Consider the following 26,430-nt stretch of genomic DNA (forward strand, 5'->3'; position numbering starts at 1 on the left):
TCGCATTAATTTGTGGGGAACCCTCTCCCACCGGGAGAGGGGATAAGGACAACATCACATCTCGATCTCTATATCGCCTTTTGCCCGGCAGCAGCAGGGCAAAATTTCCCCTTCACTGATAAAGGCCAGCGGTTCGGTCAGCCAGTCTACCTGGCCTGCGACCAGACGGCAGCGGCAGGAGCCGCAGTAGCCTTCACGACACTGGTACTCGACTTCTACCTGATGCGCTTCAAGCGCCACCAGCAGAGAAGGGTGCTCTTCCTGGCACAACACCTCTGTACCCGAAAGGCTCAGCGTTACGCGGCTCATCAGAGCTGGAAATCGCTCAGGTCGTCGGTGTTGACTTCAGAATCAATCTGACCGACCAGGTAAGAACTCACTTCCACTTCCTGCGGCGCGACCTGCACGTTATCGGACACCAGCCAGGTGTTGATCCACGGGATTGGGTTAGAGCGCGTCTGGAACGGCAGGTCGAGACCGACGGCCTGCATGCGGATGTTGGTGATGTACTCAACGTACTGGCACAGAATGTCTTTGTTCAGGCCAATCATGGAGCCGTCGCGGAACAGGTAGTCTGCCCACTCTTTCTCCTGCTGGGCCGCCAGCACGAACAGGTCGTAGCATTCCTGTTTGCACTCTTCCGCAATTTCCGCCATCTCCGGATCGTCTGCACCGCTGCGCAGCAGGTTCAGCATATGCTGAGTCCCGGTCAGGTGCAGGGCTTCGTCACGGGCAATCAGACGGATAATTTTGGCGTTGCCTTCCATCAGTTTGCGCTCGGCAAACGCGAAGGAGCAGGCGAAGCTCACGTAGAAGCGGATCGCTTCCAGGGCGTTGACGCTCATCAGGCACAGATAGAGCTGTTTTTTCAGGGTCCGCAGGTTTACGGTGACGGTTTTACCGTTCACGTTGTGCGTACCTTCGCCCAGCAGATGCCAGTAGCTGGTCATCTCGATCAGTTCGTCATAGTAGTGCGCAATGCCTTCGGCGCGCTTCTGGATCTGTTCGTTAGTGACGATATCATCAAACACCACCGCCGGATCGTTCACGATGTTGCGGATGATGTGGGTGTAAGAGCGGGAGTGGATCGTCTCGGAGAACGCCCAGGTCTCAACCCAGGTTTCCAGCTCAGGAATCGAGATCAGCGGCAGCAGCGCCACGTTCGGACTACGACCCTGAATGGAGTCCAGCAGCGTCTGGTATTTCAGGTTGCTGAGGAAGATGTGCTTTTCGTGTTCCGGCAGCGCCTGGAAATCGATACGGTCGCGGGAAACGTCAACTTCTTCCGGACGCCAGAAGAAGGAGAGTTGCTTTTCAATCAGCTTTTCGAAGATGTCATATTTTTGCTGATCGTAGCGTGCCACGTTGACCGGCTGGCCGAAGAACATCGGCTCTTTGAGCTGGTCGTTTTTCGTCTGTGAAAAGGTGGTATATGCCATTGCGGTGAGTCCTGTGGTGTTATTTCCCCTCACCCCGGCCCTCTCCCACAGGGAGAGGGGGAAAGAGTTCCCTCTCCCTGTGGGAGAGGGTTAGGGTGAGGGAATTTATTAGATCTTACATGCGCCGCTTTCGCAGCCATCGTCCTGAATTGACGGCGCCAGGTCGTCCTGGGCGTCTTCCGCACCATCACGGGTGTTGTGATAGTACAGCGTTTTCACGCCAAATTTGTAAGCGGTGAGCAGGTCTTTCAGCAGTTGCTGCATCGGAACCTTGCCTGACGGGAAGCGCGTCGGGTCGTAGTTGGTATTGGCAGAGATCGACTGGTCGATAAACTTCTGCATGATACCCACCAGTTGCAGGTAGCCATCGTTGTTTGGCATTTCCCACAGCAGCTCGTAGTTGTTGCCCAGCGTTTCGTAATCCGGTACCACCTGACGCAGCACGCCGTCTTTCGACGCTTTGATGCTGACGTGGCCGCGCGGTGGCTCAATACCGTTGGTGGCGTTGGAGATCTGCGAAGAGGTCTCGGACGGCATCAGGGCAGAGAGCGTGGAGTTACGCAGGCCGTGAGTTTTAATGGACTCGCGCAGGCCTTCCCAGTCGAGGTGCAGCGGCTCGCTGACGATCGCATCCAGGTCTTTTTTGTAGGTGTCGATCGGCAGAATGCCTTTCGCGTAGGTGGTTTCATTGAACCACGGGCACGCGCCTTGTTCTTTCGCCAGCTCGTTGGAGGCTTTCATCAGGTAGTACTGAATGGCTTCGAACGTCTGGTGCGTCAGATTGTTGGCGCTGCCGTCGGAGTAACGCTTGCCGTTTTTCGCCAGCCAGTAGGCGAAGTTGATCACGCCGATACCTAAAGTGCGACGGCCCATTGCGCCGCGTTTTGCCGCCGGGATTGGGTAATCCTGGTAGTCCAGCAGGGCGTCGAGCGCACGAACCGCCAGCACGGCCAGCTCTTCCAGCTCGTCCAGGCTCTTAATCGCACCCAGGTTGAACGCAGAGAGCGTACACAGGGCGATTTCACCGTTTTCATCGTTCACATCGTCCAGCGGTTTGGTCGGCAGGGCGATCTCCAGGCACAGGTTGGACTGGCGCACTGGCGCAACCACCGGATCGAACGGGCTGTGGGTGTTGCAGTGGTCAACGTTCTGGATGTAGATACGGCCGGTAGAGGCACGTTCCTGCATCATCAGGGAGAACAGATCGACCGCCTTCACGCGCTGCTTGCGGATGCTGTCGTCTTTTTCGTATTTGGTGTACAGACGCTCGAATTCGTCCTGATCGGCGAAGAACGCGTCGTACAGACCCGGGACGTCGGATGGGCTGAACAGGGTGATATCTTCACCTTTCAGCAGGCGGGTGTACATCAGCTTGTTGATCTGCACGCCGTAGTCCATGTGACGCACGCGGTTGCCTTCCACGCCGCGGTTGTTCTTCAGAACCAGCAGGCTTTCCACTTCCAGGTGCCACATTGGGTAGAACAGGGTGGCAGCGCCACCGCGCACGCCGCCCTGAGAGCAGGATTTTACTGCCGTCTGGAAGTGCTTGTAGAACGGGATACAGCCGGTGTGGAACGCTTCACCGCCGCGGATCGGGCTGCCCAGCGCACGGATACGACCAGCGTTGATGCCGATACCAGCACGCTGGGAGACGTATTTTACGATGGCGCTGGAGGTCGCGTTGATGGAATCCAGGCTGTCACCACACTCGATCAGTACGCAGGAGCTGAACTGACGGGTAGGGGTACGCACGCCAGACATGATTGGCGTAGGCAGAGAAATCTTGAACGTAGAGACCGCATCGTAGAAACGCTTCACGTAGTCCAGACGGGTTTCACGTGGATAATTAGAGAACAGGCAGGCGGCCACCAGAATATAGAGGAACTGGGCGCTCTCGTAGATTTCGCCCGTCACACGGTTCTGAACCAGGTATTTGCCTTCGAGCTGCTTCACCGCCGCGTAGGAGAAGTTCATGTCGCGCCAGTGATCGATAAACCCGTTCATCTGCTCGAACTCTTCTTCCGTATAGTCTTCCAGCAGATGCGTGTCGTATTTGCCCAGCTCAACCATTTTCACTACGTGATCGTAAAGCTTCGGCGGCTCGAACTGGCCGTAGGCTTTCTTACGCAGGTGGAAAATCGCCAGACGCGCAGCGAGGTACTGATAATCCGGTGCGTCGCGGGAGATCAGATCTGCCGCTGCTTTGATAATGGTTTCGTGGATATCAGACGTTTTGATGCCGTCGTAGAACTGAATGTGAGAACGCAGTTCGACCTGGGATATAGATACGTTGTTCAGTCCTTCTGCTGCCCAGTCGAGAACTCGATGGATTTTGTCCAGATTGATACGCTCGGTAGTACCGTCGCGCTTTGTCACCAGCAGACTCTGATTCATGTGGGTTTTTACCTGTCCGTGAAATAAAAAAATATCCCCCGCTTATCCACAGAACCGCCTTGTGACTAACTCTGTGGATAAATACTACATATAGGGGTTTTGCGATAAGAAGAACGCTATATGGTGAGTATTCTAGTATCGAATCTTTTCAGCACAAGGGTTGATTTTGACGTTAAATTGAGGTTGTGAAAGGGTAAAAAAGGCTAAGTCCTCGTACCGTAAGGCCTGGAAGAGATGTCAATATTCCAGAAAAAAAATTCAAAATTTGATCGAGTGCTGATTTCTTCAACGGGAGGTCAGAATTGCGCAACATGATGTCGCGCAATCTTTATAAGAATAACGAATGACGTTAGTCGTTTTTGGCGGTTGTGTGCAACATATAGTTAACATCCACGCCCGGGGCAAGTTTGAATTTATCCGTCAGAGGATTGTAGTGCAGACCCGTCATGTGCTGTTCCTTAAGCCATGTCTGGTCAACCCAGCCCAGCAGTTCGGCAGGCTTGATGAACTTCTTAACGTCGTGTGTCCCTTTCGGCACCATGCGCAGCACATATTCCGCGCCTACCACGGCCATCAGCCAGGCTTTGCCGTTGCGGTTGATGGTCGAGAAGAAGACCTGTCCACCCGGTTTCACCAGTTTTGCACAGGCGCTGACGACCGACTGCGGATCGGGAACGTGCTCCAGCATCTCCATACAGGTCACCACGTCATACTGGTGCGCATGTTTAGCCGCGTGCTCTTCCACGGTTTCCTGGACATATTCTACCTGTACGCCGGACTCCAGCGCATGAAGACGCGCAACCTGTAGAGGTTCGAAGCCCATGTCCAGACCGGTGACGGTGGCCCCTTCGCGCGCCATGCTTTCCGCCAGGATGCCGCCGCCACAGCCGACGTCGAGCACTTTCTTACCGAACAGACCGCCGGAACGCTCCGCGATATAGCCCAGACGTAGCGGGTTAATACGATGCAGAGGTTTGAACTCACCTTCGAGATCCCACCAGCGGGACGCCACCGCTTCAAATTTGGCAATCTCTTCGTGGTCAACGTTGTGAGCCACCGGGGATTTTTCGGCATTCATGGGCGCTTTTACTCCTTATTTAGCAAGACAAATGAGTATATCAGGCAATCCCTGTGAATAAAGCGTATAGGTTTACCTGTATCACCGCGGCTGTGTTATAATTTGCGACCTTTGAATCCGGGATACAGTAGAGGGATAGCGGTTAGATGAGCGACCTTGCGAGAGAAATTACACCGGTTAACATCGAGGAAGAGCTGAAAAGCTCCTATCTGGACTATGCGATGTCGGTCATTGTTGGCCGTGCGCTGCCGGACGTCCGCGATGGCCTTAAGCCGGTACACCGTCGCGTACTATACGCCATGAACGTATTGGGCAATGACTGGAATAAAGCCTACAAAAAATCTGCCCGTGTCGTTGGTGACGTAATCGGTAAATACCATCCCCATGGTGATTCCGCGGTGTACGACACCATTGTCCGTATGGCGCAGCCTTTCTCGCTGCGTTACATGCTGGTAGATGGTCAGGGTAACTTTGGTTCTATCGACGGCGACTCCGCCGCGGCAATGCGTTATACGGAAATCCGTCTGGCGAAGATTGCCCATGAGCTGATGGCTGACCTGGAAAAAGAGACGGTTGATTTCGTTGATAACTACGACGGCACGGAAAAAATTCCTGACGTTATGCCAACGAAGATCCCAAACCTGCTGGTGAACGGTTCGTCCGGTATCGCAGTGGGTATGGCGACCAATATTCCGCCGCACAACATCACGGAAGTGATTAACGGCTGCCTGGCCTACATCGACGATGAAGACATCAGCATTGAAGGGCTGATGGAACACATCCCGGGCCCGGACTTCCCGACGGCGGCAATCATCAACGGCCGTCGCGGTATTGAAGAAGCGTACCGTACCGGTCGCGGCAAGATTTACATCCGTGCTCGCGCCGAAGTGGAAGCGGACGCCAAAACCGGCCGTGAAACCATTATTGTTCACGAGATCCCGTATCAGGTGAACAAAGCGCGTCTGATTGAAAAAATCGCCGAGCTGGTAAAAGAAAAACGCGTTGAAGGCATCAGCGCGCTGCGCGACGAGTCTGACAAAGACGGTATGCGCATCGTGATTGAAATCAAGCGCGACGCGGTGGGTGAAGTTGTGCTGAACAACCTTTACTCTCAGACTCAGCTTCAGGTCTCCTTCGGTATCAACATGGTTGCGCTGCACCATGGCCAGCCGAAGATCATGAACCTGAAAGAGATCCTGAGCGCGTTTGTGCGTCACCGCCGTGAAGTGGTGACTCGCCGTACCATCTTTGAACTGCGCAAAGCGCGCGATCGTGCCCATATCCTTGAAGCACTGGCCGTTGCGCTGGCGAACATCGACCCGATCATCGAGCTGATTCGCCGTGCGCCGACGCCGGCAGAAGCGAAGGCGTCGCTGGTTGCGCGTCCATGGGATCTGGGCAACGTGGCGGCGATGCTGGAACGTGCCGGCGATGATGCTGCGCGTCCTGAGTGGCTGGAGCCGGAATTCGGCGTGCGTGACGGTCAGTACTATCTGACTGAACAGCAGGCCCAGGCGATTCTGGATCTGCGTTTGCAGAAACTGACCGGCCTTGAGCATGAAAAACTGCTCGACGAGTACAAAGAGCTGCTGGAGCAGATTGCCGAGCTGCTGCATATCCTGGGTAGCGCAGAGCGCCTGATGGAAGTGATCCGTGAAGAGCTGGAGCTGGTTCGCGATCAGTTCGGCGACGAGCGTCGCACCGAAATCACGGCCAACAGCTCTGATATCAACATTGAAGATCTGATCAACCGCGAAGACGTGGTCGTGACGCTGTCTCACCAGGGTTACGTGAAGTATCAGCCGTTGACCGACTACGAAGCACAGCGTCGTGGTGGTAAAGGCAAATCTGCGGCGCGTATTAAAGAAGAAGACTTCATTGACCGTCTGCTGGTGGCCAATACCCACGACACGATCCTCTGCTTCTCCAGCCGGGGCCGTCTGTACTGGATGAAAGTCTATCAGCTGCCGGAAGCGAGCCGTGGCGCGCGGGGTCGACCTATCGTTAACCTGCTGCCGCTGGAAGCGAACGAACGTATCACCGCCATTCTGCCGGTACGCGAGTACGAAGAGGGCGTGAACGTCTTTATGGCAACCGCGAGCGGTACCGTGAAGAAAACCGCGCTGACCGAATTCAGCCGTCCACGTTCCGCCGGGATCATCGCGGTGAACCTGAACGAAGGCGACGAGCTGATCGGCGTGGATCTGACCTCCGGTTCTGATGAAGTGATGCTGTTCTCTGCGGCCGGTAAAGTGGTGCGCTTTAAAGAGAACGCCGTGCGCGCAATGGGTCGTACGGCGACCGGCGTGCGTGGTATCAAGCTGGCGGGTGAAGACAGCGTGGTTTCCCTGATCGTTCCGCGTGGCGAAGGCGCAATCCTGACCGTCACCCAGAACGGCTACGGTAAACGTACGGCGGAAAGCGAATACCCGACCAAGTCTCGCGGCACGCAGGGCGTTATATCCATCAAAGTGACCGAGCGCAATGGTTCCGTTGTTGGCGCGGTACAGGTGGACGACGCGGACCAGATCATGATGATCACCGATGCCGGTACGCTGGTGCGTACCCGCGTGTCAGAGATCAGCGTGGTGGGTCGTAACACCCAGGGCGTTATCCTCATCCGTACTGCGGAAGATGAAAACGTCGTCGGTCTGCAACGCGTTGCTGAGCCGGTGGATGACGAAGAGCTCGACTCTATCGACGGCAGCGTCGCGGAAGGGGATGATGAAATCGTCCCGGAAGCGGACACCGATGATGAAGCAGCGGATGACGCTGACGAGTAACGTCTCCTGACGCATAAAGGGCCGGTTTCCGGCCCTTTTGTTTTGCGCAAGCAGACAAGTGAACGTTGCGACAAGCCGCGTTTACCGCTACCTTAACCACATTCTTTTTTCCCCGATGGCGGAGCCTCGCCCCTTTGAAATACCTCGTCTCCTTTCGTACCACGTTAAAAGTCTCTCGCTATCTGTTTCGGGCGCTTGCGCTACTGCTATGGTTGCTGGTGGCACTGCTCTCGGTGTTTTACATCGTTAACGCGTTACACCAGAAAGAAGCGGAGATCCGCCAGGAGTTTAACTTAAGCTCGGATCAGGCCCAGCGCTATATCCAGCGCACGTCTGACGTGATGAAAGAGCTTAAGTATATCGCTGAGAATCGACTGACGGCGGAGAACGGCATTCTTGCCCTCCGCGGTCGGGATGAAAAAACCGAAGTACCTGATTTCGAACCGCTCTTCCCGGACTCCGATTGTTCCGCGATGGGTAAAGCCTGGCGTGGCTCACTGGAGTCCCTGTCATGGTTTATGCGCTACTGGCGCGATAATTTTTCGGCCGCTTACGATCTAAACCGCGTCTACCTGATTGGCAACGAAAATCTTTGCATGGCGGACTTCGGTCTGCGGGATATGCCCGTCGAACGCGAAGACGCGTTGAAAAGCCTGCATGAGCGGATAGTGAAATACCGCAATGCGCCTCAGGAAGAGCGCGGGAACAACATCTTCTGGATAAGCCAGGGGCCGCGCATGGGCGTCGGCTATTTCTATGCCCTGACTCCGGTTTACCTCGGAAACCGCCTGCAAGCGCTGCTGGGGATTGAACAAACCATCCGCATGGAAAACTTCTTCACGCCGGGCAGTCTGCCGATGGGCGTGACCATTCTGGATGAGAACGGCCACCCACTCATCTCCCTTACCGGGCCTGAAAACCGCCTGAAAGTGGAGCCCAGCTGGATGCAGGAGCGGTCATGGTTTGGCTATACCTCCGGGTTCCGTGAGCTGGTGCTGAAGAAAAGTTTGCCGCCATCATCGCTGAGCATTGTCTATTCGCTGCCGGTGGACAAGGTGCTGGAGCGCATTCGCATCCTGATCCTTAACGCCATTTTGTTGAACATCGCGGTAGGCGTCGCGCTGTTTATGCTGGCGAGAATGTATGAGCGGCGGATCTTTATTCCGGCGGAAGCGGATGCTCAGCGTCTGGAGGAGCACGAGCAGTTTAACCGTAAGATTGTCGCCTCGGCGCCGGTAGGGATCTGTATCCTGCGTACTCAGGACGGGACAAATATCCTCAGTAACGAGCTTGCCCATAACTACCTGAACATGCTCACGCATGAAGACCGCCAGCGGTTAACGCAGATCATCTGTGGTCAACAGGTTAACTTTGTGGATGTGCTGACCAGCACGCACACCAATCTGCAAATCAGCTTCGTCCATTCGCGCTACCGCAATGAAAACGTGGCGATTTGCGTGCTGGTGGACGTCTCCGCGCGCGTTAAGATGGAAGAGTCATTGCAGGATATGGCGCAGGCTGCGGAGCAGGCCAGCCAGTCGAAATCGATGTTCCTCGCGACCGTCAGCCATGAGCTGCGTACGCCGCTGTACGGCATTATCGGTAACCTCGATCTTCTCCAGACCAAAGAGCTGCCGAAAGGGGTCGACCGCCTGGTGACGGCCATGAACAACTCGTCCAGCCTGCTGCTGAAAATTATCAGCGATATTCTCGACTTCTCTAAAATTGAATCCGAGCAGTTGAAAATAGAACCGCGTGAGTTCTCCCCGCGCGAGGTGATGAACCATATCAGCGCCAACTATCTGCCGCTGGTGGTGCGCAAACAGCTGGGGCTGTACTGCTTTATCGAGCCGGATGTGCCGCTGACGCTGCATGGCGATCCGATGCGTCTGCAACAGGTCATCTCGAACCTGCTAAGCAACGCCATCAAATTCACCGATATCGGCTGTATTGTGCTGCATGTCTGCCGGGCAGGGGAGTACCTGACTATTCGCGTACGCGACACGGGTGTTGGCATTCCGGCGAAAGAGGTCGTTCGCCTGTTCGATCCGTTCTTCCAGGTGGGGACGGGCGTCCAGCGTAATTTCCAGGGGACCGGGCTGGGTCTGGCGATTTGCGAGAAGCTTATCAGCATGATGGACGGGGATATCTCCGTCGATACCGAGCCGGGTATGGGCAGCCAGTTCACCATCCGTATCCCGCTCTACTCGGCACACTATCCAGTGAAAACCACGGTCGACGGGCTGAGCGATAAGCACTGTTGGCTGGCGGTGCACAACGCCTCCTTACATGATTTCCTGACCTCGATGCTGACCAGCAGCGGCGTGCGGGTCTCACGCTATGAAGGCCAGACGCCGGACGCAGATGACATGCTGATTACTGACGTTGAGCCAGACAAGGCGTGGGCGGGGCGGGGCGTGGTGATGTTCTGCCGCCGTCATATCGGTATTCCGATTGAGCGTTCGCCCGGGGTATGGGTGCACAGTGTGGCGACACCGCACGAAATGTTGGGCTTGCTGGCGCGTATTTACAGCGTACAGCTTGAGGACAGCGATGGCGCTACCGTGCTGGCTTCCCCTGATGAGCTGGCATCGGTGAATGACGATATGATGATTCTGGTCGTCGACGATCATCCGATTAACCGTCGTCTGCTCGCAGACCAGCTTGGCTCTCTGGGCTATCAGTGTAAAACGGCCAATGATGGCGTGGATGCCCTGAATGTCTTAAGTAAGAATCATATTGATATTGTGCTCAGCGATGTGAACATGCCTAACATGGACGGCTATCGTCTGACGCAGCGTATCCGACAGCTGGGGCTGACGCTGCCGGTGGTGGGGGTGACAGCCAACGCACTGGCGGAGGAGAAGCAGCGCTGTCTGGAGTCGGGAATGGACAGCTGCCTGTCGAAGCCGGTCACGCTGGATGTACTGAAGCAGACGCTATCCGTGTATGCGGAGCGGGTGCGAAAAGCGAGACAATAAAAAAGGCCCGAAAGGGCCTTTTTTATGTGTCCGACGGCACTGCGCTTGCGCGGGCCTACGGGGTCTTTAGACCGGGTAACCGCGAGGGTCACCCGGCGTAGACAGCGACGATCAATCTTTGTCCGTTGCGCTCAGCGTCACGGAAGAGAGATAGTTCAGCAGGGCGATATCGTTATCCACACCCAGCTTCATCATCGCGGATTTTTTCTGGCTACTGATGGTTTTGATACTGCGGTTCAGTTTCTTGGCGATTTCAGTAACCAGGAAACCTTCAGCGAACAGACGCAGAACTTCACTCTCTTTAGGCGAGAGACGCTTGTCGCCATAGCCACCTGCGCTGATTTTTTCAAGCAGGCGTGAGACGCTCTCAGGCGTGAATTTCTTCCCTTTCTGTAGCGCCGCCAGCGCTTTAGGCAGATCGGTAGGTGCGCCTTGTTTCAGCACAATCCCCTCAATATCAAGATCCAGAACGGCGCTCAGGATCGCCGGGTTATTGTTCATGGTCAGAACAATGATCGAAATGTCCGGGAAGTGGCGTTTAATGTATTTGATGAGCGTAATCCCATCACCGTATTTATCCCCAGGCATGGAGAGATCGGTAATGAGCACGTGCGCATCAAGTTTAGGCAGGTTGTTAATAAGGGCTGTGGAATCTTCAAATTCACCGACTACATTCACCCACTCGATCTGTTCAAGTGATTTGCGAATACCGAACAGTACAATCGGATGGTCATCGGCAATAATTACGTTCATATTGTTCATGTATAAGGCTACCTTGCTACAGCAAGCTCTTGACGTAAGCGTCAATGTCGCTGATGTATTTTTCAATGCCAGAGGCATCTTTCTCACGAATTAGATGTTCCAGCGTTTCACATAACTGCTTGCCGGGAACCAGATTAAGCATGGCAAACACCCCTTTAAGCCGGTGTGCTGTCTGTGCCAGCGCTGCAAAATCCTGCGCAGCGGACTCAGTATACAACCGCTTAACATCATCTGGTACTGTATCAACGAAGAGCGAATAATATCCGCTGGCATGGAGTTCGGCATTTTCATCGCCGCCTAACGGTGACTCCAGGATCTCTTCCTGCGCCAGATTTTCTTCAATCAGTTGTAATACAGCTTCCTGCATTGCATTGCTCATATTAAAGTTGACGCGCAGCTGCCCAGGGCCGATTTTCCGCACGCCTGGCTCATCATCGCTTAAAAGCAAGCCGGAGGCAGTAAGATTAGACGGATTATCAGTTAAAAATAGATCAAATTCTTGACTCGCGAGCCTTTCGTCCGGGGTAATGCAGGACGCGCCCCAGTTTTCCAGCTGACGAACGACGATATTACGGATCTCACTGGAGGTCACGTCCACCATCACCACCACATCATCCAGCAGACGCTCTTCATCCTCTTCCTGAGGATTCGCCGCCATTTTAACATGCAAGGAGTAGCGGGTGCCGAGGGATTCGCGCGCCTTAATGTTCAGATGACCGCCCAGCTTACGCGCCAGCTGATCGCAGAGCCAGAAGGTGAGGGCATTCGCCTTACCGTAGTGGTCGCGCTGGGTATCGTTCAGGAACGGGAAGTGCAGGTTATCGATTTCGCTCACGGTGACGCCTTCGCCCGTATCCAGAATACGGAACGTCAGACGATCGTCGGTGGACTCATCGGTGCTGACTTCAAGGGTGATCTTGCCGATCTGTGTCGTGGTGACGGCATACTGAATCAACATCATCAGGATGCGACGCAGGGCATCGCGATCGCCGTGACGCTCGTCGTTGGCCGGTAAATGGTTGTTGATCAGCAGCTGGAGCCCTTTGCGCTTGATCACCGGCAGGACTTCCGGAACCACCTCATCAATCAGATCCTGAATGGAGAAGAGCGTAGGGGTGCCCTTCCAGATGTCATTCTCCAGCATGTTCGCAAGCTGGATTTCGTCCACCAGACGAACCAGCGAGTCGGCCTGGCTGCTAAGCTGTCGGCTTTCCGGCGTGCTTAAATCAGCAATCTGCGTGGCGAGTGACTTCAGCGGCTGTTTAAAGGCATCGCCAATGTTTTGCATAAACGCCGCGCGGCCATGCTGGTTTTTCTCATACAGCCTTTGCGCCTGCTTGAGCTTTTTATTCACCAGCACTTCGCGATCCTGATCGCGGATGATGAAGATTTGCGTGCGCGAGGCGACCTGACTGCGGAACTGACGGATCTCATACAGTTCATTATTAATGGTGGCCTGAATGACGCCCTGATGCTGGTCCGCCATGGCCGTAATATTTTGCAGATTAAGATGCGGCAGAAGGTGATCGGCAATTTTGTTGCTCATCACCGTCCGGTTTGCCTCCTGATCGTGAACAAGCACCCCAAGCGGCAGCACGGAAATAATCTCTTCATTCAGGGCACGAAGAACACGCAACTCGTTGCTGGTCCCGGCTGATACCGATGTCGAGTCGCTCTGGCGGCCCGACTGGAAACGGAAGGTGCTGTAGCCAAACAGCGCCAGCGCCAGCAGGCCGATATTCAACAGCAGCGGCAGCATAATGTTTTGCAGGGTATCAAGCATCAGGGTGCCAAAAGGCACCTGCCACACCAGCCGCATACCGGTTGAGTTGAGCGATGAGGCAATCTCAATCTTCGAGCCATTAAAGGAGATCGCTACGCTGTCCGGGCCTTCTTTATCCGACGGCGTGCGCATATTTTGGGTGCTGTTGTCTGGCTCCAGTCGGAAACTGTCCAGCGGCATATCCGGCGGGATAAGATCGTTAATTGGCAGATCGAAGGCAACCACGGTCGCCAGATGGCCCGGCTGGTTAAAGGTGGTTCGCAGCGTAAAGTAGTGGCCATTCTGCCAGGCAAGACGGCGTAATGACGAGAAACTTTCGCGCTCGTCCAGCGCGTTGGCCTGTTGCAGCATTTCTGCCCGACGGGAATCGACAATGCTGCCAACGGTGGTCTCTTTAAAGCCCGACGAGAGATCCTTAAGCGGCAGGGTCGAGATCAGGATCATGCTGTTGTCCTGACCGTTCAGGTAATACATGGACCACGGTACGGTCTCGGCGCCCCACAGGGTGTCCAGATAGGAGGAGATCCGCTGCGTCATCTCAAGCGTTGCGCTGTCGTGCGAGCCGAAAATCAGGGCTTCCGTCTTGCGCTGCGGTTTTTCAAGGTAATACACATCCTGCTTAAGGCGCGTTTCCTGCAACCCTTCGCCTGATGAGGTGGCAGGTGCGGCGGCGATATTGTCGTAGATTTGCCAGGTCGCGTAGCGCCACGTATCAATGCGCTTATGCACCGCATGGGTGATATCGACAATTTGATAGCTTTTATCTTTAAGCCAGGTATTCACGGCGCTCTGAACCATCACTCCCATTGTGACTAACAGCACAACGATCAACAGAAGAAAGAAACGGGTGATGCTGCCCGGTAGAAGGGAGAATTTGCTCGGGGCGGTAGTTTCAGTCTGACTCATCGATGTGTTTAACCCGTAATGGCCGCGCGGTAATGGGATAGGGCAGTATAAAGGGTAATAACTGAATTTCCAGCGTCGTTATCGGTATGACCTTGACTTTTTATCTGTCGCAACCCGCTTCAACGTCATCCGTGTGAAAGATGTACAAAACCCAGTGAAATGTACAAATATGCTGTTACAACGGCAGTAAAATAGCACGAATTAACAAGAAATTAATTTTGAAAGTGAAAAGGAAAATCTGTAATCGCCGGGCGATGGATTTAGTTAATAGTCGTTATCATTACAGACGGGTAGCACATAAAATGTCTGTTGACGTAAAGAAAGGTAAAAAAAAACCGAATGCGGAGCATCCGGTTCAATTAGGGATAAACAGACATTCAGAACTGAATGACGGTAATAAATAAAGTTAATGATGATAGCGAGGGTTATTTTAGTGGTGTTGACGGGAATTTTTTTGTCATTCAGTGCTGTACTCTTTTTTAAGTTAGTCTTTTGAATTTTATAGGATATATTTTTGTTTTGATTATCCGTGCTATATTTTTAAACTTTTGATGCTTTGTGAAAGTTCCTTGAAATTTACATATTGAAACATCTTGATGGTAAAGTGAAACATCTTCAAAGTTTTCGTATCATATTCCTGTTGGATTATTCTGCATTTTTGAGGAGAATGAACTTGCCGACTGGTTAAGAGGGTTGACCAGTAAGCAGTGGTAAATAATAAGGCATATAACAGAGGGTTAATAAAATGAAAGTTAAAGTACTGTCCCTCCTGGTACCAGCTCTGCTGGTGGCAGGCGCAGCAAATGCGGCTGAAATTTATAACAAAGACGGCAACAAATTAGATCTGTACGGTAAAGTGGATGGCCTGCACTATTTCTCTGATGACGACAGTGCAGACGGCGACCAGACCTACATGCGTCTGGGCTTCAAAGGCGAAACTCAGGTTAACGACCAGCTGACCGGTTACGGCCAGTGGGAATACCAGATCCAGGGTAACTCTGGTGAGAACGAAAACAACTCATGGACGCGTGTGGCGTTCGCAGGTCTGAAATTCGCTGATGCGGGTTCATTCGACTACGGTCGTAACTACGGCGTTGTTTACGATGTGACTTCCTGGACCGACGTTCTGCCGGAGTTCGGCGGCGATACCTACGGTTCTGACAACTTCATGCAGCAGCGTGGTAACGGCTTCGCGACCTACCGTAACCAGGACTTCTTCGGTCTGGTTGATGGTCTGAACTTCGCGTTGCAGTACCAGGGTAAAAACGGCAGCCCAAGCGGCGAAGGCCAGACCAACAACGGTCGTGACGCGCTGCGTCAGAACGGTGACGGCTACGGCGGCTCTCTGACTTACGATCTGGGCGAAGGCTTCGCACTCGGTACGGCAGTCACCAGTTCTAAACGTACTGCTGACCAGAACGCTGCGGGCTACTACGGTGAAGGCGATCGCGCAGAGACCTACACCGGTGGTCTGAAATACGACGCGAACAACATCTACCTGGCTGCACAGTATACTCAGACTTACAACGCGACCCGCGTTGGCGATCAGGGCTGGGCTAACAAAGCGCAGAACTTCGAAGTGGTTGCTCAGTATCAGTTCGACTTCGGCCTGCGTCCATCCGTGGCTTACCTGCAGTCTAAAGGTAAAGACATCGAAAACTATGGCGATCAGGATATCCTGAAGTATGTTGACGTGGGTGCGACTTACTACTTCAACAAAAACATGTCCACCTATGTTGATTACAAAATCAACCTGCTGGATGAAAATGACTTCACCCGTCAGACAGGTATCGGTACTGACGATATCGTCGCGCTGGGTCTGGTTTACCAGTTCTAATTGCTCATACTGCAACAAAGGGGCCATCAGGCCCCTTTTTTCATGCTTTTTTAGGGTCTTCAAATACGCTGTTTTAGTGTACTCTTGCCGCCCTGGCATGAGGATAATAACCAATGGATATGACTTTTTTACGCGCCAGCGTTCTGGCGACTTTTTTACTCCTGACCGCGTGTGACTCTTCTACACAGCCCGCAAAAATCGACGTACCCGCCGCGACGGTGCTGGAAGGGAAAACCATGGGGACCTTCTGGCGCGTCAGCGTGATGAATATCGATAAGTCCCGCGCTGAAGAACTACGCGGTAAAATTCAGGCGCAGCTGGATGCCGACGATCAGCTACTCTCTACCTATAAAAATGACTCAGCGCTGATGCGTTTCAATCGCTCCAGCAGCACCTCGCTGTGGCCGGTGAGCGAAGCGATGGCCGACATCGTTACGGAAGCCATGCGCGTGGGCTACAAAACCAACGGCGCAATGGACGTGACCGTGGGGCCGCTGGTGAACCTGTGGGGATTTGGCCCCAACAAGCAGCCGGTGACCACACCCGATCAAGCCGCCATCGACGACGCCCGCGCGCGTACAGGGTTACAGCATCTGGCGGTGATCTCCCAGTACGGTCAGCAATACCTGCAAAAAGACATTCCCGACCTGTTTGTGGATCTCTCCACGGTAGGCGAGGGGTATGCTGCGGATCATCTCGCGGCCCTGATGGCGCAGGAAGGTATTCCCCGTTATCTGGTTTCCGTCGGGGGCGCGCTCGTCAGCCGGGGCATGAACGCCAGCGGCAGGCCGTGGCGAGTGGCCATCCAAAAACCAACCGATCAGCAGAACGCGGTGCAGGCGATTGTCGACATCAACGGGCACGGTATCAGCACCTCCGGAAGCTACCGCAACTATTACGAGCTGGATGGCAAACGTATCTCGCATGTGATTGATCCGCAAACCGGACGCCCGATTACCCACAACCTGGTGTCCGTGACTGTGATAGCGCCAACTGCGCTGGAAGCCGACGCCTGGGATACCGGATTGATGGTGCTCGGCACGGAGAAGGCCAAAGAGGTGGTGCGTCAGGAAGGGCTGGCCGTTTATATGATCACCAAAGAGGCTGACGGGTTTAAAACCTGGAGTTCACCGCAGTTCAACAGCTTCCTGGTGAGCGAAAAAAATTAAAAAGCAAGGTTGCGGGTTTTTGTTCGGTGGCGTTCAGGCAAGCTGAGCGTATGCTTGTAAGAGGAGCCGATGATGAAAAACACAACCTATCTTACCGATGAGGATCGCTGGCAGGCTGTTCTGGCCCGCGATCCGCGTGCGGATAACCAGTTTGTCTTTGCCGTGCAGACGACCGGCATTTATTGTCGTCCGTCCTGCCGTGCCCGCCACGCGCTGCGTAAAAATGTCTGCTTTTATCCTGATGCTCACCAGGCCGCGCAGGCGGGTTTCCGCCCCTGTAAGCGCTGTAGGCCGGACCAGGTCGACCCTATGGCGCAGAAAAAGGCCAACGTTGCGCTGGCCTGCCGACTGCTTGAGCAGGATGCCGCGCTGAACCTGGAGGCCCTGGCGCAGCAGGTTGGCATGAGTCCGTTCCATTTCCACCGCTTGTTTAAATCCGTTACCGGCATGACGCCGAAAGCATGGCAGCAGGCTGCGCGTGAACAACGCCTGCGTAGCCTGCTTGCACAGGGCGGTAAAATCACCGACGCCGTACTGGCCGCTGGCTTCCCGGACGGCAGCAGCTACTACCGTAAAGCCAACGGCGCGCTGGGCATGACGGCGAAACAGTACCGTAACGGAGAGGCTGCGGTCCGCTATGCCATCAGCGACTGCTCGCTGGGCCACTGTCTGGTGGCGGAAAGCGAGCGCGGGATCTGCGCAATACTGCTGGGTGATGACGACGCCGGGCTGACGGCTGAGCTGCTGTCACTGTTTCCGCTTGCCGTCCGTGAACCGATGGAAGGCGCATTTGCCGGGCGTGTTCGTCAGGTGATTGCCTCTGTCGACAGCCGCGCGACGCCGTTGACGTTACCGCTGGATATCCGGGGTACCGCCTTCCAGCAGCAGGTCTGGCAGGCGCTGCGGGCTATCCCCTGCGGTGAAACGGCGAGCTATCAGCAGGTGGCGAAGGCCATTGGTAAACCCAATGCCGTACGTGCCGTGGCGGGGGCCTGCGGAGCCAACAAACTGGCGATAGTTATCCCCTGTCACCGCGTGGTGCGTAACGACGGTGCGCTGTCGGGTTATCGCTGGGGCGCAGCGCGTAAGGTGCTATTGTTGAAACGTGAGGCGAACAACCCGGAGGGATAATGCTCGATCTTTTTGCTGATGCTGAACCCTGGCAGGAGCCGCTCGCGCCGGGGGCGACGATCCTGAGACGTTTTGCGCTTTCCCGCGCGGCGGCGCTGTTCGACGGTATTGATAACGTCACCGCCCGTTCGCCGTTTCGCCATATGGTCACGCCGGGCGGGTATACCATGTCTGTGGCGATGACCAACTGCGGCGAACTGGGATGGGCGACGAATAAGCGGGGCTATGTATATGCCGCGAACGACCCGCTGACGGATCGGCCGTGGCCGCCGATGCCGGAGGCGTTTCAGGCGCTGTGTCACGATGCCGCCGTCGCGGCCGGCTATCCTGATTTTCGTCCCGATGCCTGTCTGATCAACCGCTATGCCGTCGGGGCAAAGCTCTCCCTGCATCAGGATAAGGACGAGCCTGACCTGCGCGCGCCGATTGTCTCGGTATCCCTTGGGCTGCCCGCTGTCTTTCAGTTTGGCGGCCTGCGGCGCAACGACCCGCTCAAACGGCTGATGCTGGAGCATGGCGATGTGGTGGTCTGGGGCGGTGAATCACGGCTTTTTTATCACGGTATTCAGCCACTTAAACCAGGCGATCACCCGGTGGCGGGGGCGTTTCGCTACAACCTCACGTTCCGCCAGGCAGCGTACAGAGAATAAAAATAAGAATTATTCTTGATGTGTGTGAAAGGCAGTTTACACTGCTGGCTGATTTTTCTTGTCCGGATTGCTCTGCATGCAACTACTTCTTCTTGTCTGGCGGCAGTATCGCTGGCCTTTTATCGCGGTGATGGCGCTAAGCCTTGCCAGCGCGGCGCTGGGGATCGGCCTGATTGCCTTCATTAACGTGCGTTTGATCGAAATGGTCGACACGTCACTCTCCGTCCTGCCGGAATTTCTGGGTTTACTGCTGCTGCTGATGGCAGTCACGCTCGGGTCGCAGCTGGCGCTGACCGCGCTCGGCCACCACTTCGTTTTCCGTCTGCGCAGTGAGTTCATCAAACGGATCCTTGATACTCAAGTGGAACGCATCGAACAGCTGGGAAGTGCTTCTCTGCTGGCGGGGCTGACCAGCGATGTGCGCGCCATTACCATCGCCTTTGTACGCCTGCCGGAGCTGGTGCAGGGGATCATCCTGACCTTTGGCTCGGCAGCCTATCTCGCCTGGCTCTCCAGCAAAATGCTGGCTGTAACGGCGCTGTGGATTGTTATTACCATCTGGGGCGGGTTCCTGCTGGTATCACGCGTCTATAAGCACATGGCGGTGCTGCGCGAAACGGAAGACAAGCTCTATAACGATTATCAGACAGTGCTGGAAGGGCGCAAAGAGCTGACGCTGAACCGCGAGCGCGCCGAACATATCTTCAACCATCTCTATATCCCGGATGCGCACGAATATCGTCATCACATTATTCGCGCCGATACGTTCCACCTGAGCGCCGTGAACTGGTCCAACATCATGATGCTGGGTGCCATTGGCCTGGTGTTCTGGATGGCGAACAGCCTGGGGTGGGCGGATACCAACGTGGCGGCAACGTACTCCCTGACGCTGCTGTTTTTACGCACGCCGCTGCTGTCGGCCGTTGGCGCACTGCCGACGCTGCTGAGCGCACAGGTGGCCTTCAACAAGCTGAAGAAGTTCGACCTTGCGCCGTTTAAGTCTGAGTTCCCGCGCCCGCAGGCCTTTCCGAACTGGCAAACGCTTGAGCTGCGTAACGTGACCTTCCGCTATCAGGATAACGCCTTCTCCGTGGGGCCGATAAATCTGACCATTCACCGCGGCGAACTGCTGTTCCTGATCGGCGGCAACGGCAGCGGCAAATCCACGCTGGCGATGCTGCTGACGGGCCTCTACCAGCCGCAGTCAGGCGAAATTTTGCTGGATGGTAAAGCGCTGAGCGCGGAGAAACCGGAGGACTACCGCAAGCTCTTTTCGGCGGTATTTACCGACGTCTGGCTGTTCGACCGGCTGCTGGGCCCGGAAGGACAGCAGGCGGATCCGGCGCTGGTGGAGAAGTGGCTTGCGCATCTGCAAATGTCACACAAGCTGGAGCTACAGGATGGCAAAATCCTGAATCTCAAGCTGTCGAAAGGGCAGAAGAAGCGCGTGGCGCTGCTGCTGGCGCTGGCCGAAGAGCGCGACATCATCCTGCTGGATGAATGGGCCGCCGATCAGGACCCGCACTTCCGTCGCGAGTTTTATCAGGTCCTGCTGCCGCTGATGCAGGCGATGGGGAAAACCATTTTTGCCATCAGCCATGACGATCACTACTTCATTCACGCCGACCGTCTTTTGGAGATGCGCGACGGCAAACTGAGCGAGCTGACCGGCGATGAGCGCGATGCGGCGTCACGGGACGCGGTGGCGCGCACGGCCTGATTGCAATTGTGCCGGGTGGCCCCCGGCACACTCATTTTTCATATATGCCGTTTTTTTCTCCATCCCGACCCGCCGTTTATTCTTATTTACATATCCCCGCGCTATGCTTAACGCCAACTCATTTAATGGATTTATGATTGATGTCGGTATTAAAGAAAAACAGCGCCAGGCAGCGTGACCAGGAGCGTGCGCGGCTCATCTGGCTCCTGACGACCGATAAAGCGGTCACGTCAACGTTATTGGGTAAGCTAACCCTGGCTGAGCAATATGATGTCGGCACGCTGGCCGACGATATTGCTGAGGTAGGTGCGCTGGTTGCACATTTACCACCTCCGGATCTGGCGGACACCCTGGAGGCATTGCCTTCCGAGGAGCGCCACGCCCTGTGGCGGCTGGTGCAGGATCATGAGCGCGGTCAGGTGCTGCTTGAAGCCTCGGAAAACGTCTGGGATGACCTTATCGATGAGATGAGCGACCGGGACATCCTCGACGCCCTGCAAACGCTGGATATCGATGAGCAGATTTACCTCGTTCAGCATCTTCCGCGCAACCTGACCGGACGCCTGCTGGCTTCCCTGCCTGCCGAGGAGCGGGCGCGCGTGCGTCAGGTGATGCACTACGAGAAAAACAGCGTCGGCGCGATCATGGAGTTTGGCGTCATCACCGTGCGTCCGGACGTCACCCTGGGTACGGTGCAGCGCTATCTTCGTCGCTTGGGCAGTATGCCGGACAACACCGATAAACTGTTCGTCACCTCGCGGGATAAGACCCTGCTCGGGGAGCTGGAGCTTAAAACGATCCTGCTGAACAGCACCCAGCAGCGGGTAAGTGAGGTCATGGAAACCGAGCCGATGGTCTTCTCGCCGGAAGACGATGCCGAAAAAGCCGCGCGTACCTTCGAACGTGATGACCTGGTGAGCGCGGCGGTGGTGGATTCGGTGGGCAAGCTGATGGGGCGTCTGACCATTGATGAGATCGTTGACGTGGTCTATGAAGAGACCGATAACGACCTGCGTGCCCTTGGCGGTATCAGTGCCGAAGACGATGTTCATGCCTCCGTCGGCAAGGCCGTCAAAACCCGCTGGGCGTGGCTCGCCATCAATTTATGCACCGCGTTCGTGGCGTCCCGCGTTATTGACGGCTTCGAACATACCATTTCCCAGCTGGTGGCCCTGGCGTCGTTGATGCCGATTGTGGCGGGGATCGGCGGGAACACCGGCAACCAGACTATCACCATGATCGTTCGCGCCCTGGCGCTGGAAAACATTCAGCCGGGTAATTTTTCGTGGCTGATTTTCAGGGAGATGGGCGTCGCGCTGATTAACGGCCTGGTCTGGGGCGGCATCATGGGCGGCATTACCTGGTGGCTGTACGATGATATGGCGCTGGGCGGGGTCATGATGCTGGCGATGGTGCTGAACCTGCTGGTGGCGGCGATGATGGGCGTGATTATCCCATTGACGATGACCCGGCTGGGGCGCGACCCCGCGGTGGGGTCGAGCGTGATGATCACCGCCATTACCGATACCGGCGGTTTCTTTATTTTTCTTGGACTGGCGACGATTTTTCTTCTGTAGCCAGTGCTTTTTGCTTAAGTCGGGCAGGGAGGATGAACATCATCACAATCCCGCCCAGCACGCCAATCGCCAGGTTGCCGGTGGAAACCGTTGCCACAACCGTCACCAGCATCACGACGGTTTCAGCCACCGGCGCGTTTTTCAGCGTTCCGGGCTGAACGCTATGCCAGCTAAAGGTCTTGACGGCCACAATGGCCATAATACCCGCCAGTACCGCCATCGGGATTTTGGCCATCACCTCGCTGAGCGCCGTAACCAGCACAAGCAGTACGATACCCGCCGCAAGGGTGGAGATACGGCTTCTGCCTTTCCCCATCTCCACGTTAACGATGGTCTGCCCAATCATCGCGCAGCCCGCAATGCCGCCGTAGAACCCGGCCATAATATTCCCCACGCCCAGACCGATGCTCTCGCGGCGCTTGCTTGAAGGGGTAACGGTCAGTTCATCCACCAGCTTAGCCGTCAGTAGCGATTCCAGCAGGCCAACAAAAGCGATACTTAGCGCGCACGGCCAGATAATGCTCAGGGTTTCCAGATTGAGCGGCACCAGCAGTTGCGTAAAGCCCGGCAAACCGCCGCTCATGGAGCCTTCATCCCCTACCGTTGGCAGGATTTGCCCGCTGGTGACGGTGAACAAAGTCAGCAGCACAATGGCAATCAGCGGGGAGGGCACGCTTTTGATATAGCGTGGCACCCACAGCACAATCAGCAGCGTCAGCACGAACAGGCCCACTATCAGCGGGCTTCGGCTCCAGAAATGGGGCACCTGGGCAAAGAAAATCAAAATGCCAAGGGCGTTAACAAACCCGGTCATCACCGACTGGGGAATAAAGCGCATCAGCCGCGCCATTCCCAGCGCGCCGAACAGGATCTGAATCACGCCAGCCATCACCACCGCGGGCAGAATGTACTGTACGCCGTGTTGATGGACCATCGGGCCAATCACCAGCGCGACGGAACCGGCCGCCGCCGTCACCATGGCCGGACGCCCGCCGAGCAGGGAAAGGGCGAAACAGAGCACCACGGAGGCGATAAGGCTCACTTTCGGATCCACGCCCGCGACCACGGAAAACGAAATCACTTCCGGGATCAGCGCCAGCGCGGTAATCACGCCGGCCAGGGTTTCGCGCATCAGACGTTGAGGCGAACGTAAAACGGTGGCGACATGGCCTTCTTGGGGTACAGACGAGTGAGGTAATGACATAACAATTCGCTGGTAGGGGCAGGCTTCCGTGCGCGCGATCACAAAGTGCAGCATCATAGCCAGGAAAATCGTCGGGTGCCAGCCTGTATGCCAAAACCCTACAAACAATCCATCATTAAATTTCACAATTACAATAATTTCGTAACCTTTAAACAATATTTAAAAGTTGCTACCGTGCCACCGCAGCGTGTTTCACCTGTAATTTCTACGCATCAAGCACTATTCAACTAAGGCATAAATGATGAAAAAAATGACTGCCGTGCTCTTTTCTCTGGCCGTGGGGCTGAACGCCGTCTCGCTGGCGGCGAAGGCTGACGCACCAAAAGAGCAGGAAACGGATGTCCTTTTAATTGGTGGCGGCATCATGAGCGCCACGCTGGGCACATATCTTCAGGAATTAGAGCCGAACTGGTCCATGACCATGGTCGAGCGCCTTGATGGCGTGGCGCAGGAAAGCTCTAACGGCTGGAATAACGCCGGGACGGGGCACTCGGCACTTATGGAACTGAACTATACGCCGCAGAAAAAGGACGGTTCCATTAGTATCGAGAAGGCGGTAGAGATCAACGAAGCGTTCCAGATCTCACGTCAGTTCTGGTCTCACCAGGTGAACAGCGGTGTGTTGCACAATCCGCACTCCTTCATCAACACCGTTCCGCACATGAGCTTTGTGTGGGGCGATCAAAACGTCAACTTCCTGCGTGCGCGCTACGCTGCCCTGCAACAGAGCACGCTTTTCCGCGGGATGAAATACTCTGAAGATCACGCTCAAATCAAAGAGTGGGCGCCGCTGGTTATGGAAGGCCGCGATCCGAACCAGAAAGTGGCGGCGACCCGCACTGAAATTGGTACTGACGTTAACTACGGTGAAATCACCCGTCAGCTGGTGGCCTCTCTGAAGAAAAAAGAGAACTTTAACCTGCAACTCAGCTCCGAAGTGCGTGGTTTCAAGCGCAACGCGGATAACAGCTGGAGCGTGACCGTTGCCGATCTGAAAAACAACGAAGCCGAGCATGTGATTAAGGCGAAGTTCGTGTTTATCGGTGCTGGCGGCGCGGCGCTGAAACTGTTGCAGGAGTCCGGTATTCCGGAAGCGGACGACTACGCCGGCTTCCCGGTTGGCGGCCAGTTCCTGGTGTCGGAAAACCCTGAAGTGGTTAACCGTCATCTGGCTAAAGTGTACGGTCAGGCTTCTGTTGGTGCGCCACCGATGTCCGTTCCCCATATCGACACCCGTATGCTGGACGGTAAGCGCGTGGTGCTGTTTGGGCCGTTCGCTACATTCTCTACCAAGTTCCTGAAAAACGGTTCCCTTTGGGATCTGCTGAGCGCGACCACGACGTCGAACGTCAAGCCAATGATGGACGTGGGACTGGATAACTTCGATCTGGTGAAATACCTTATTAGCCAGGTGATGCTCTCTGATGAAGAACGCTTCGAGGCGCTGAAAGAGTACTATCCGCAGGCGAAGAAAGAAGACTGGCGTCTGTGGCAGGCGGGTCAGCGCGTGCAGATCATCAAACGCGATCCGAAAGAGGGCGGCGTGCTGCGTCTGGGTACCGAAGTAGTAAGCGATAAGGATGGCACTATTGCCGCGCTGCTGGGAGCATCCCCGGGGGCGTCTACCGCTGCGCCAATCATGCTACACCTGATGGAAAAAGTGTTTAAGGACAAAGTATCCAGCCCGGAATGGCAGGCGAAGCTGAAAACCATTATTCCATCCTACGGTACGAAGCTGAACGGTAACGTTGACGCCACGGAACAAGAGCTGGAATACACCAGCCGCGTTCTGCAACTGCAATACGTCAAACCGCAGGCTGCGGATGCTGCGCCGAAGGCAGAGCTGAAGCCGCAGGCGGAAAGCAAGCCGGTGGCGGATATCGCGCTGTAAGCTAAACGCAAAACGGTAACATCCGTTACCGTTTTTCGTGTTTTCTCCCTCTCCCACCGGGAGAGGGTTGGGGTGAGGGCACCAGAACGCACCCTTTCCAGGTCGGGTAAGCGTGAGCGCCACCCGACTTATTTTTAACGAACTACTGCTTGTCCTACCGTCTCATCCGCCTTCCATACGCGATATTTCACATCCACGTTTTCCGGCGTATAAACGACAATCGGCAGCTTGCTGTTATAGCGCAGCAGACTGTTATCACCCAGATAGGCGGTGATAAATTTCTTCTCTTTCTTGCCGTCCGGGCACGCCATCATGGTGGAGACTGGCGAGGTTACTTTGTCGAAGACATAGTAGTCATAACCCCAGCCTTCCAGTGTTTTGCTTTCCAGTTGGCCGCCCAGACGATGCTGGTTGCAGTCCACTTCCAGCGTCTGGCCGATTAACAGCTCGACTTTGAAATTCCCTTCATTCTGCTGAGCCGGGAGCTGAATAACCTGGCGCTTCATTCCTTTGTCCGCTTGCGGATACGGGGCAACTTTTTCCAGCGGCTGCTCTTTTGGGGTTTCGCTGGCGAAAGCGCTGGTGCTGGCGCACGCAGCGGCGATAAGGGCGATGGCAAATTTAGGTGCGTTTTTCACTGTCATTCCTTTTTGTTAAAACGATCCCGGAAAGACTAACATAATGTATGTGAATGGTTGGCGTAATTTACTCACATTTTCATTTTAAACGGAGTAAAGCACTGCTTTTATGCTCTTTTATTGGTGTTTAATGCTGAGGTGGAGTCGGTGCAGAGATCGTGTTATTTTACGCGTTAATTATTGTTATTCATCTGTAAAGGGAGAAGAGATGGTACGGGAAAAACTGAAGACACCTGAAGGCCGCAAGTTCCTGCTGGCGTTACTGGTTGTGTTTATGATTGCTGCTGCATGCGTGGGGCGAGCAACCATTGTCGGCGTGATCGAGCAGTACAACATCCCGCTCTCTGCGTGGACAACCAGCATGTTTGTCCTGCAATCAGCGATGATCTTTGTTTACAGTCTGGTGTTCACCGTTCTGCTGGCGATTCCGCTGGGGATTTTCTTTCTCGGTGGGCGTGAGAAGCACTAAGCATTGTGCATGCGAAGA

Annotated in this window: 18 protein-coding genes; 10 read left to right on the forward strand and 8 right to left on the reverse strand. The window is 55.1% G+C overall.

Translation table 11 applies throughout. From position 1 onward, the window contains the following. Positions 1-54: 54 nt before the first annotated feature. The 4 genes from yfaE to ubiG all read right to left on the reverse strand — a co-directional run bounded on the left by yfaE (position 55) and on the right by ubiG (position 4,911). Positions 55-309 carry a class I ribonucleotide reductase maintenance protein YfaE gene (yfaE, locus tag INF86_RS00915; protein WP_003859419.1) on the reverse strand — a complete coding sequence of 85 codons (255 nt, stop codon included), beginning with the start codon at positions 307-309 and terminating at the stop codon, positions 55-57. Continuing rightward, positions 309-1,439, reverse strand: a complete 1,131-nt coding sequence (nrdB, locus tag INF86_RS00920) for a class Ia ribonucleoside-diphosphate reductase subunit beta (protein WP_022648802.1) — start codon at positions 1,437-1,439, stop codon at positions 309-311. Before nrdB ends, yfaE begins: the two co-directional genes overlap by 1 nt. A gap of 108 nt (positions 1,440-1,547) precedes the next feature. Next, positions 1,548-3,833 (reverse strand): class 1a ribonucleoside-diphosphate reductase subunit alpha, encoded by a 2,286-nt coding sequence (gene nrdA, locus INF86_RS00925; RefSeq protein WP_023300610.1) that lies wholly within the window; start codon positions 3,831-3,833, stop codon positions 1,548-1,550. Positions 3,834-4,182: 349 nt separating this feature from the next. Beyond that, entirely contained in the window at positions 4,183-4,911 is a 729-nt protein-coding gene (ubiG, locus tag INF86_RS00930) for a bifunctional 2-polyprenyl-6-hydroxyphenol methylase/3-demethylubiquinol 3-O-methyltransferase UbiG (RefSeq protein ID WP_006811346.1), read from the reverse strand. Between the two features lie 146 nt (positions 4,912-5,057). On the opposite strand from ubiG, the gene gyrA reads away from it, so the two are divergent. Both gyrA and rcsC read left to right on the forward strand, forming a co-directional pair. Next, positions 5,058-7,694 carry a DNA topoisomerase (ATP-hydrolyzing) subunit A gene (gene gyrA, locus INF86_RS00935; protein ID WP_023300608.1) on the forward strand — a complete coding sequence of 879 codons (2,637 nt, stop codon included), beginning with the start codon at positions 5,058-5,060 and terminating at the stop codon, positions 7,692-7,694. Between the two features lie 134 nt (positions 7,695-7,828). Beyond that, complete coding sequence (gene rcsC, locus INF86_RS00940; protein WP_038416435.1) at positions 7,829-10,675, forward strand: two-component system sensor histidine kinase RcsC; 2,847 nt, start codon at positions 7,829-7,831, stop codon at positions 10,673-10,675. A 111-nt stretch (positions 10,676-10,786) separates the two neighbouring features. On the opposite strand, the gene rcsB is transcribed toward rcsC, so the two are convergent. Together rcsB and rcsD are read right to left on the reverse strand one after the other, a co-directional pair. Further along, positions 10,787-11,437: a response regulator transcription factor RcsB gene (gene rcsB / locus INF86_RS00945; protein ID WP_003859405.1), complete on the reverse strand. Its 651-nt coding sequence runs from the start codon at positions 11,435-11,437 to the stop codon at positions 10,787-10,789. 16 nt (positions 11,438-11,453) lie between these two features. Continuing rightward, a complete protein-coding gene (gene rcsD, locus INF86_RS00950; RefSeq protein WP_023300606.1) occupies positions 11,454-14,126 on the reverse strand; it encodes a phosphotransferase RcsD in 2,673 nt (890 codons plus the stop codon). 745 nt (positions 14,127-14,871) lie between these two features. Here rcsD and INF86_RS00955 point away from each other — a divergent pair. From INF86_RS00955 to mgtE, 6 genes are all read left to right on the forward strand, one after another. Continuing rightward, complete coding sequence (locus tag INF86_RS00955) at positions 14,872-15,963, forward strand: porin OmpC (protein WP_023306624.1); 1,092 nt, start codon at positions 14,872-14,874, stop codon at positions 15,961-15,963. Between the two features lie 113 nt (positions 15,964-16,076). After that, on the forward strand, positions 16,077-17,132 hold the full coding sequence (apbE, locus tag INF86_RS00960; protein ID WP_154051454.1) for an FAD:protein FMN transferase ApbE: 1,056 nt from the start codon (positions 16,077-16,079) through the stop codon (positions 17,130-17,132). Between the two features lie 72 nt (positions 17,133-17,204). Then, complete coding sequence (ada, locus tag INF86_RS00965) at positions 17,205-18,263, forward strand: bifunctional DNA-binding transcriptional regulator/O6-methylguanine-DNA methyltransferase Ada (protein WP_023300604.1); 1,059 nt, start codon at positions 17,205-17,207, stop codon at positions 18,261-18,263. Next, the gene (gene alkB / locus INF86_RS00970; protein ID WP_154051453.1) at positions 18,263-18,913 is read left to right on the forward strand and encodes a DNA oxidative demethylase AlkB; all 651 of its coding nucleotides are present in this window, start codon (positions 18,263-18,265) and stop codon (positions 18,911-18,913) included. The genes ada and alkB overlap by 1 nt, the downstream gene beginning before the upstream one ends. Positions 18,914-18,989: 76 nt before the next feature. Beyond that, positions 18,990-20,633: a multidrug ABC transporter permease/ATP-binding protein gene (locus INF86_RS00975; RefSeq protein WP_046619099.1), complete on the forward strand. Its 1,644-nt coding sequence runs from the start codon at positions 18,990-18,992 to the stop codon at positions 20,631-20,633. 140 nt (positions 20,634-20,773) lie between these two features. Continuing rightward, entirely contained in the window at positions 20,774-22,210 is a 1,437-nt protein-coding gene (gene mgtE, locus INF86_RS00980; RefSeq protein WP_006811337.1) for a magnesium transporter, read from the forward strand. Here the strand turns inward: mgtE and INF86_RS00985 are convergent. Further along, entirely contained in the window at positions 22,173-23,468 is a 1,296-nt protein-coding gene (locus INF86_RS00985) for a SulP family inorganic anion transporter (RefSeq protein WP_045308675.1), read from the reverse strand. The two genes, mgtE and INF86_RS00985, sit on opposite strands and share 38 nt — an antisense overlap. A gap of 187 nt (positions 23,469-23,655) precedes the next feature. On the opposite strand from INF86_RS00985, the gene mqo reads away from it, so the two are divergent. Then, complete coding sequence (mqo, locus tag INF86_RS00990) at positions 23,656-25,305, forward strand: malate dehydrogenase (quinone) (protein ID WP_032623890.1); 1,650 nt, start codon at positions 23,656-23,658, stop codon at positions 25,303-25,305. A 134-nt stretch (positions 25,306-25,439) separates the two neighbouring features. On the opposite strand, the gene eco is transcribed toward mqo, so the two are convergent. Then, on the reverse strand, positions 25,440-25,949 hold the full coding sequence (gene eco, locus INF86_RS00995; RefSeq protein WP_032622478.1) for a serine protease inhibitor ecotin: 510 nt from the start codon (positions 25,947-25,949) through the stop codon (positions 25,440-25,442). Between the two features lie 202 nt (positions 25,950-26,151). Between eco and INF86_RS01000 the strand changes: the two genes are divergently transcribed. Then, positions 26,152-26,412, forward strand: a complete 261-nt coding sequence (locus tag INF86_RS01000; RefSeq protein WP_006811332.1) for a DUF2534 family protein — start codon at positions 26,152-26,154, stop codon at positions 26,410-26,412. Positions 26,413-26,430: the final 18 nt, after the last annotated feature.

It is taken from the genome of Enterobacter cloacae complex sp. I1M (assembly GCF_014982425.1).
GTDB lineage: Bacteria > Pseudomonadota > Gammaproteobacteria > Enterobacterales > Enterobacteriaceae > Enterobacter > Enterobacter intestinihominis.